Source organism: Novosphingobium fluoreni (assembly GCF_014196615.1).
Lineage (GTDB): Bacteria > Pseudomonadota > Alphaproteobacteria > Sphingomonadales > Sphingomonadaceae > Novosphingobium > Novosphingobium fluoreni.
The window spans coordinates 1-5,160 of sequence record NZ_JACIDY010000019.1; the positions used below are offsets into that span (position 1 = coordinate 1).

Sequence of the window (5,160 nt, forward strand, 5' to 3'; positions counted from 1 at the left end):
GCTGGGATGGCGACCATGGTTCTATTCTATCTCAGACGCGCTGGAAATCCAGCAAGCGCTCGAACGCGGGAGGCCATGCTGCCGACAATCTCGACTCACGCTCTGCAAGCTCGTCTTCGCTCGTGACGGGTTCACCCAATCGCGCGAACTGGCTGCGGGTGACTGGCGCTACAGAGCACCGACAATCATCGATATCGATGGGCGGATACCACCGCCGCCAGAACGGGTGATCGAACGGGAGAAGGATGCCGTCGAGAGCATGGTATCCGGGCTTTGCTCGGTCGTCGTTCACGACGGTTGCGCGCCGGTAAGCGAAGATGAGTCGAGAAGCTTCCTCCCGCCTTCGCCGTGAGGCCGCTCGCGCGAGCTTGAGCGTAACATCGTAGAAGCGTCCCGCGACGGCCTTCTCCGCTTTGGGCTCAATGCCGATGCCGCTTCGCGCGATCAGGTTGAGGAAGTTCGACTCCGTGCCGCGCCTCAGTAGGGTGGTCATCATTGCCGCGTGAAGCTCACCGGCAAGCGCTTCTGCCAAGGGCTCATTCCACTCCAGCGCGGCGACAAGCTCGGGAGTCCATGCCGTGATCAGCAACAGTTCGCGATCGGCGATCCAGTCGATCAGGTCGTTGGTTTCTAGGATCATAGCTCAGAAATCGAGATCGTTGTCTTGAGGCTTCCGCCACTGTCGCCACCTTCGTTTGATCCGGCGCGTTAGCTGAGATGACCATGATGGCAGCGCCCGAACGATTGGACGCCAGCGGATGATCTGGCGGGAGAACAACGGGGCGATGCCTAACGATGCGCGGGCAATGTCCATAAGATCACGTGCGGCAACGCCATTCACACCTACCGGTCCAAGGTAGACTTCAGGACCAGAATCATACCACCAAGCACCGCGATCTTTGACCATCCGCTCATATCGGCGACGGAATGCGGAGGGGAGAATGAGGTAGTTGGCCTGAAAAGCATCGTGTGCCGCGCTGATGCGATCAGCATACGCCTTGTTAGCAGCTACAAGTGCGTCGCTTTGGTAATATGCATAAGCGTTCTCAGCGAACCCGTCTTCCATCCGGCTACCGTATGGCTGAGCGGCGCGAAGCTGGCTCACGATGGTGTTGCATGCGTCCTGCCGTTTATCCCAAAGCCGCTCCCTCATGAACTTGTCGCGAGTTAGCAGACCGTTTGTGATCGTGACGAGCAATGTGCCGGTGACGCCTATGATCGCGCCTGCCAATGCCGGAGCGGCGTGGATGAGCGCTGGGCTGGATAGAAAGGTCGCAAGACTCGGCACTCGTATCTACCCCCCTGCGATCATGATCAGTCGCCTAGGCTGGCGATCGTCACGAGCACGCTGCCACTCATCCGGGTCAACGCCAAGCGGAGTTGGTGGGGGTTGTCGGGCAAATCGCGGGCGCGGCGGGGGCGGATCATCGGGGGGTGGTGGAGGCCCCACCACGACATCACTGAAGCGGTAGGGTCATTTGCCGAGCGTCTTGAGCGGGCTGCTCAGGGGCTTCGAGATGCGAATAGACCAATGATGCGAGTTCGTCCGCCGCGCGCTCACGCATGCGCTCATCCGGTGCGGTGAGACCGGCGCGGCACCAGCCCGGTGACTCTACAAGCAAAAGCTCTGCGATGCGTTCAGGGGTGATTGTCATGCGAATCTCCGTTGCCTTCATGGTAGAACGAAAAGGGAACGGAAATCAATGAGGCCGTCCTCTAGGATAGCTCATCCTCAGGCTGTCGTCCCAAGGCTGTAGAAAGGCGGCGAGCCAAAGTGGCGGAGATCAGCCAAGCAAGTGGAAGCTGAGGAAAAAAAGTGGAAATCGCCGCCCTTGACGGAATGGCCTGATTCGGGGCATGCAGTCCGAAGGACTTAAAAATCCTGATTCCGAACATCCAGACGGCCTCGGATCACAGCGACATTAATTATCGCGCGTGGAAGGCTGGAAATGGACCGGAACGAAACTTTACCTACTGATCGCCTGTCTAGGGGCTTAGGGCTCGGTCCCGCCACACATGACCCCACGACCGCTCAGGTCGAAATATTAGCGTCTAACGGGGCAATCAGAGCCGCCACAGTTGTGGCTGTCCTTGCGCAGCTTAGGCAATTCAGATGGGGGCGCATATTGGCGGCACCTGTCTTCGGCGCTTTCGCGGCTGGGGCAGTCGAGATAGCCAAGCGCTTGCTCTCTTGATGGCCCAACTCCCCCATCAGGCACCACCGAGTTATCATTGTTCCGAAGCCGCCACATTGCTTGCCCACCCAGCACGTCGCATCTAAGCAAAGGAAGGGCAAATAGGGGTGATCATATGAAATGGGTGGGGTTTGTGGCGCTGCTGACAGTCGCGACATCGGCACAGGCCGCTAAGGAGCCGCAGCCACCTGAACCCGCCACCCCGCCTAATTGGGCGGCTGTTAGGCAGCAAGTAGAAGCGCGCGTAATCGCGTCTCTGGTTGATCCTGACTCTGCGAAGATTTCATGGCCGAACGGCTTCAAGTGGGGCGGCTATAAGCCCTTCCTGAGCAAGCGCGTCTTTGGATATGTCACATGCGGGTTCGTGAACTCGAAAAACCGTATGGGTGGCTATGTCGGCGACTCACCGTTTGTGGTGGTCTACGATCAGGGCTTTATCCGCTACTTCGAGATTGAGAGTGCCACCGAGCGATACGGACTCCTCGCTACTCAATGTGCGCAGGCCACCTTGCCACCTCCGCCGCCTGAGTTTGCCGGAGTGGGCACGTCCGCTTCTGCTCCTGCCGCTGAATCGATCGCCGATGAGCTTGCCAAGCTTGCAGCGCTCAAGGACAAAGGCGTTATCACGCAAGCAGAGTTTGACGCGCAAAAGGCGAAGTTGCTTTCTCGATAAGGATGCAGTGATGGAAGGCAGCATCGTTCCGATCGTCGCCAAGAAGGCGGACGAACTCTCCAAGCCGCTTGGCAGTGCCGTGGCCGGAACGCTCGCTGACGCGTGGCATGCCATTTTGGGCGATAAGGTGGTCGCATGGCGGCTGAAGAACGCGGCCAAAGTGAGCGAGAAGCTTGAGAAGGAAGTGGCCGAACGGGGCTTAACGTTAAAGACTGCCGCTCTGCCCGAGAGCTACGCTTATCGCTGGTTCGAGAAAGCCAGCGAGGAGGACGAGCCGGAGCTACAGGCACTCTTCGCCAAGCTGCTTGCGAATGCGGCGAGCGGGAATGAGGCAGCTTTGCAGCGGCAGAACATCGATTTGGTTTCGAGGCTCACGCCTGATGCGGCCAGCCTTCTTTCTCAGGTGGCGAGTAAGTATCGAGATGCGCGTGAACGGCTAGCCCATCACAAATATCCGACAAGGGATATCAGCGCCGAAATCTATTTTGCAGATGGCGATATCGAAGAACAGCACGAGGTGGCTACCGCCATTTTGCTAAGCCTTGGTATACTTAGGTCGTCGATCGAACTTGTAGATCGCTCGACGATGTTCTCAATGTCTTGGAAGTCGTCTGTTAGCCAGCCAAGGAGTAGTATAAAGGACACGGCCAAGCTGGAGGAGTATATCGTCCTCACTGTCTTAGGTGCAAATCTGATCGAAGCTTTGTATCCGAGTGAACAGTCAGACCAATGACTCAATCTTTCAGCGACACGCTCCGAAGCTCTCGCAGGCTTTCGATAATCTCCGCGCGGGTTTTCTCGCCATCGGCCTCCATCTTCTCAAGCTGGTGCGCGATGCGCTCTTGACCCTTTTCGAGGTTCTGGAGGTTTGTCTCCAGCCCAACGGCGCGCTCAATGTGCTTCTGATGCTCCCGCTCGATCGAGTCCATGCGCGTGGCGACATTGGCGAGCTTGTGCCCCTGATTGCTGATGGTGAGGTTCAACGCTGGCCCGCTCACTACTAACCTTTGCCGCGTGGTCGTTGGGGGCGTCCTGTCCAGTTCGGCAGATGCGACAGGTCGAGACCCGGATAATCGATGGCTGAGATCGCCTCATGAAGCACACTCGGGCGATAGCCTGCACCGTAATCATCGGCGGTTTCGCTTTGGCTCCCGCCTGTAATCCATCCTCCGAGTCGCAGAGCGATATCCCGATCGATGCGGGCGTTCCGCGCTGCGTCTCTGAAGCCATGCCGGAATGAATGGAAACAGGTGAGGGGAGTGGCGGCATTGGCACTCATCAGAAATCGCGAAAACCAACGTGAGAAGGCGACCGAGCGAAAGCCCGTCGCCCCCGACGGAAGATCGTCAAACAGCTTGAGCGCCCCCGACTTCCGCTTCGCCTCAATGAAGCCCATGATGCCAAGATCGTGCAGCATCGGGTGAACCGGCACCAGACGTTCACTCGACTTGGTCTTCAACGTCTTATCCCGTGTGCCAGTCAGGCTGTCTTTCGTGACGACGAAGCACTGCACGTCATCGATCTGGCGCACATCAGAAACATCTAATTGGCAAATTTCATTCAGTCTCAGACCCCAAAGTGCGATTAGCGGCACCCAGTATCGTGCGCCGCTGGCGATGGTGTCTCCGGCAATGGCGTAGCCGTGCTGGTCATCTCTGCATCCAGTAAAGATCGGCGCGTGGAAAATTCGGCGAAGCTGCCAAAGTTCGAATGGCTTACGCCGATCCTGCGGGTGTACCGTTTCCGCCAACTGTAGGCCGCGAGCGGGATTGCGCCCGATGTATTCCTCCGTCACCGCCCAGTTCAGCATCGTTGTGAAGCGGGCCATATATGCGTTAAGATTGGTGGCGTTGATGGTCTTGATCCGCTCGTCGGACTTCGCAAGGCGAGCAGCTTCGCGGATGGGCATCATGCCGTACTTTTTTCCCAGATTGACCGGGAGCCACCGCAGGGTTTCCAGCAGATCGCGACAGTCTTCCCGCGTGATGTCGCTAATCGGTTTGGCCGAGCCGATAACATCTTCGATGACACGGCGGGTCGTATGATGGGCCAGCATCGTTCGATCTGAACGCCGCTTCGTTGGGTCTAGTAGAAATCGGTCGTAGACTTCAGAAAGCGTCGTGCCTGCACCATCGGTCGCCGCTGCCCCGGATCGTTGCCGGTTTGTCATGAGGGCAGCGCCCGTTCCAAACTCACTCAGTAGCAGGCGATCATCGTGAATAATACCATGCTCCCGGCGCGTTTGCTCGAACATCGCCTCGATCTCGAAGGTCACCTTGCGGCTCAGGCGCA

The 5,160-nt window shown here is 58.0% G+C and carries 7 protein-coding genes; 2 read left to right on the forward strand and 5 right to left on the reverse strand.

Features of this window, described 5'->3' with window-relative positions; genetic code table 11:
• Window positions 1–31: 31 nt before the first annotated feature.
• The 3 genes from GGR39_RS16950 to GGR39_RS16960 all read right to left on the reverse strand — a co-directional run bounded on the left by GGR39_RS16950 (window position 32) and on the right by GGR39_RS16960 (window position 1,655).
• Window positions 32–640 carry a hypothetical protein gene (locus GGR39_RS16950; RefSeq protein ID WP_183618977.1) on the reverse strand — a complete coding sequence of 203 codons (609 nt, stop codon included), beginning with the start codon at window positions 638–640 and terminating at the stop codon, window positions 32–34.
• Between the two features lie 3 nt (window positions 641–643).
• Window positions 644–1,288 (reverse strand): hypothetical protein, encoded by a 645-nt coding sequence (locus GGR39_RS16955; RefSeq protein WP_183618980.1) that lies wholly within the window; start codon window positions 1,286–1,288, stop codon window positions 644–646.
• A 169-nt stretch (window positions 1,289–1,457) separates the two neighbouring features.
• Window positions 1,458–1,655, reverse strand: a complete 198-nt coding sequence (locus GGR39_RS16960) for a DUF6771 family protein (RefSeq protein ID WP_183618982.1) — start codon at window positions 1,653–1,655, stop codon at window positions 1,458–1,460.
• Window positions 1,656–2,310: 655 nt separating this feature from the next.
• Between GGR39_RS16960 and GGR39_RS16965 the strand changes: the two genes are divergently transcribed.
• Window positions 2,311–2,868 carry an SHOCT domain-containing protein gene (locus tag GGR39_RS16965; RefSeq protein WP_183618984.1) on the forward strand — a complete coding sequence of 186 codons (558 nt, stop codon included), beginning with the start codon at window positions 2,311–2,313 and terminating at the stop codon, window positions 2,866–2,868.
• A gap of 10 nt (window positions 2,869–2,878) precedes the next feature.
• Complete coding sequence (locus GGR39_RS16970; protein WP_183618986.1) at window positions 2,879–3,601, forward strand: Abi-alpha family protein; 723 nt, start codon at window positions 2,879–2,881, stop codon at window positions 3,599–3,601.
• Window position 3,602: 1 nt separating this feature from the next.
• Here the strand turns inward: GGR39_RS16970 and GGR39_RS16975 are convergent, their stop codons facing one another.
• Window positions 3,603–3,866 carry a hypothetical protein gene (locus tag GGR39_RS16975; RefSeq protein ID WP_221226218.1) on the reverse strand — a complete coding sequence of 88 codons (264 nt, stop codon included), beginning with the start codon at window positions 3,864–3,866 and terminating at the stop codon, window positions 3,603–3,605.
• Between the two features lie 2 nt (window positions 3,867–3,868).
• Window positions 3,869–5,160, reverse strand: a 1,292-nt coding sequence (locus GGR39_RS16980) for a site-specific integrase (protein ID WP_221226219.1), incomplete at its 5' end; no start/stop codon positions are given.

Coding starts and splice junctions, on each gene's coding strand:
- GGR39_RS16950 (WP_183618977.1), bottom strand. CDS start 640: ATGATCCTAGAAACCAACGACCTGATCGACTGGATCGCCGATCGCGAA.
- GGR39_RS16970 (WP_183618986.1), top strand. CDS start 2,879: ATGGAAGGCAGCATCGTTCCGATCGTCGCCAAGAAGGCGGACGAACTC.
- GGR39_RS16960 (WP_183618982.1), bottom strand. CDS start 1,655: ATGACAATCACCCCTGAACGCATCGCAGAGCTTTTGCTTGTAGAGTCA.
- GGR39_RS16965 (WP_183618984.1), top strand. CDS start 2,311: ATGAAATGGGTGGGGTTTGTGGCGCTGCTGACAGTCGCGACATCGGCA.